General features: G+C 65.9%; 3 protein-coding genes. All 3 read left to right on the forward strand.

The features are described 5' to 3' along the window. On the forward strand, nucleotides 1-624 hold a 624-nt coding region (locus ELR45_RS15455), incomplete at its 5' end, for a glycosyltransferase family 2 protein (protein WP_205856649.1). Nucleotides 625-704: 80 nt separating this feature from the next. Continuing rightward, the gene (locus ELR45_RS15460; protein WP_240759760.1) at nucleotides 705-1745 is read left to right on the forward strand and encodes a glycosyl hydrolase family 18 protein; all 1041 of its coding nucleotides are present in this window, start codon (nucleotides 705-707) and stop codon (nucleotides 1743-1745) included. 80 nt (nucleotides 1746-1825) lie between these two features. Beyond that, a complete protein-coding gene (locus ELR45_RS15465; protein WP_129667219.1) occupies nucleotides 1826-2599 on the forward strand; it encodes an AfsR/SARP family transcriptional regulator in 774 nt (257 codons plus the stop codon). Nucleotides 2600-2841 lie beyond the last annotated feature (242 nt).

Below are 2841 nucleotides of genomic sequence, written 5' to 3' on the forward strand. Positions count from 1 at the left end.
AGCATGTACCGGACGCGGATGCTGCCGGACATGGACCTCAATCCGCCGGGCCTGGTGATCGAGGACTTCAACATGACGTTCGAGATACACCGCAAACACTTCGGCAAGATCGCGTTCCGGCCGTGTGTATTCGCGACCACGCAGGATCCGGTGACGCTGGGCGACTACTACAGCCAGGTCTGCCGGTGGCATCTAGGGTTCTGGCAGACCCTGCGCCGGCACGGTCTGTGGCTCAGCGGATTCTCCGCTGCGTTGGTGCTGTTTCTCATCGAAGTCCTGCTTGCGGCGATCGGCGTCGTCGTCGTGCTGGGGCTGTACCTGTGCGTGCTGGTCATCACCGTCGTGACCCACGGATTCAGCGGTCTGGGCTGGCTCACCGTTCCATCCGGCTTACTGGTGGTCCAAGAGACGCTGGCCGGCCTGATCGGGCTCTTGCTGATCCTCGACTACGCCCTCACCATGGCGGCCGCGCTGGCGCTGCGTCGGCCAAGCTTGCTGCTGTACGGAGTCGTGTTCCTCGTTCTCCGGTTCGTGGATGCGGTCGCGGCGCTGCGAGCGATACCGCGGGCATGGCGCACCACCTCGAACGGGCAGTGGACCAGTCCGGCACGGCGAGTATCGTGATCAGCGGTGCCGGATGTCACCGGCGACCTCGCCGCCGTCTCCGCGGTCGTGCCGTGGTCGCGGCGGCGTTCGGAGCCGTCGTGCTGATCGGCACACTGCTGGTGGCGACGATGGCAACGCGAGACCTGGATGGCGGAGCGCATCCGCGAGAGACGCCAGCGTCCGCGTCGCGGATCGGGTACGTCCCGTATTGGGACCAGGAGCGTGCGTTCGACGTGGTCCTCCGGCATCTCGACCTGTTCGATCAGATCAGCCCGGTCTGGTACTCCCTCGACGGCTCCGGCAACGTGGTCCAAGCCGATCCCGAGCACACTGACGTGGACCCGGAGACGGTGCGATTCCTGCAGGAGAACGGGGTGCAGGTGATCCCGACAGTGACCAGCCTGCACCGGGGCGAATGGCGTCCGGACATCGTCCGCGACATGCTGCACGATGCTGGGGCGACGCGCGCTCATATCGCCGCGCTGGTCGACCTCGCGGTCACCAACTCCTACGACGGCATCGACATCGACTACGAAGATCTGTACGCCACCGACCGGGACGCGTTCACACGGTTCGTCCAACAGTTGGCGGACGCGCTGCACGCGGAGGGGAAGGTCCTCGCGGTCGCGGTGCATCCGAAGACGGACGAGCAGGGGTACGACGAACGCAACGAGGCGCAGGATTATCGGGCGATCGGCGCGGCGGCGGATCAGGTGCGGCTCATGACCTACGACTACTCGTGGGACACGTCTCCCCCGGGGCCTGTCGCTCCGGCGACGTGGGTCGAGCGGGTCGTCTCGTGGGCCGTGACGCAGATCCCCGCTGACAAGGTGGTGCTCGGGATCGTGCTGCTCGGATACGACTGGTCGGGCGGTGCCGGGGAGACCGTTGACTTCGAGCAAGTCCAGGACAGGGCTGCCCGGTACGGTGCGACGGTCGAACGGGCAGCGGACGGCTCGCCGTGGTTCACCTACGTCGATGAGTCCGGCGGGCGGCACGAGGTGTGGTACGAGGACGCCGCTAGCGCGGAATCGAAGCTGGACCTGGTCGCTGAATACGCCGTAGGTGGCGTCTTCTTCTGGAGACTGGGCGGACAGGACCCGGGGGTCTGGGAACGAGCCGAGTCGCTCGCGGGGTAGTGGTCCGAGCCCGATGGCACAACCCTCTCGCGTGAGCTCCGGCCGTCCTATAGTCTCGAAGTGTCTGTTGGGGGGCCAACATGGACAGACGTGTAGGTTTGAAGTTGATGTTGTTCGACTGCTGGCGGCTGTTGGATGGGCGCCGGCTGATCACGGTGCCGTGGCGCAGCCAGCGATTGGTCGCATTTCTCACGTTGCGTGGACCTCAGTGCCGCGGCTTGCTTGCCGGTGCGTTGTGGCCAGACGTGGACGAGTCGCATGCTCAGGCCAGCCTACGGGCGGCGCTGTCCGCGTTGAACCGGAAGGCACCCGGCGTCATCGAGACCAGCAACGGTGATATCTGGCTCGCCGACGTCGTGTGGGTGGACATCGATGAGTTCCAACGACACGCCGACCTCGTGTTCTCCGGCGAGGCCACGGTGTTGACGACGGCCCTGCACGACCCGTCGGTCGTTGGCGGCGACCTGCTTCCCGGGTGGTCTGACGGTTGGGTCGTGCTCGAGCGCGAACGACTTCAGCACGTCCGCCTGCACGTCCTCGAAGCATGGTCGCGCGCGTTGGTCGAACGCGGCGCGTACGCGCATGCGCTGGAGGTCGCGCTTCGCGCGGTCGAGATCGACCCGTTGCGGGAGAGCGCCCGCAGATCCGTCATCAACGTCCACCTCGTCGAGGGCAACCTCGCCGATGCCCTGCGGGAGTACGAACGTTTCCGGGTCATGCTCCGCGACGAACTGGGGGTCGGACCCACGAAGGGTATGACTGAGCTCGTACGCCGAGCGACCCGGGCGGATCGATTCGAGCATGTCGCCAGGTGTGCCAATCAGGTACGCGATGCCAGCGCCAACAAGCTGTAATGCCCATCGAAGCGGCGGTACAGGACCGACGAACGCGGGTGCCAGCACATGTGAGTCGCTTGACGTCCGGACGGCCCAACGGGCGACAGCAGAGGCGGTCAGCCTGTCGTCTCCGCTTCGGACGCATGCCGCATGAGGCGTGCGGCAAGTTCCCGCGCTTCCTGAGGGCTGAGGCTGAGCCAGAGATTGTCGTACTCAGGGTTCTCTCTCGGAACGTCGAGGATGATCCGGTCGACGGGCGT

Source organism: Phytoactinopolyspora endophytica (genome assembly GCF_004138495.1).
In the GTDB taxonomy this organism is placed as follows: domain Bacteria; phylum Actinomycetota; class Actinomycetes; order Jiangellales; family Jiangellaceae; genus Phytoactinopolyspora; species Phytoactinopolyspora endophytica.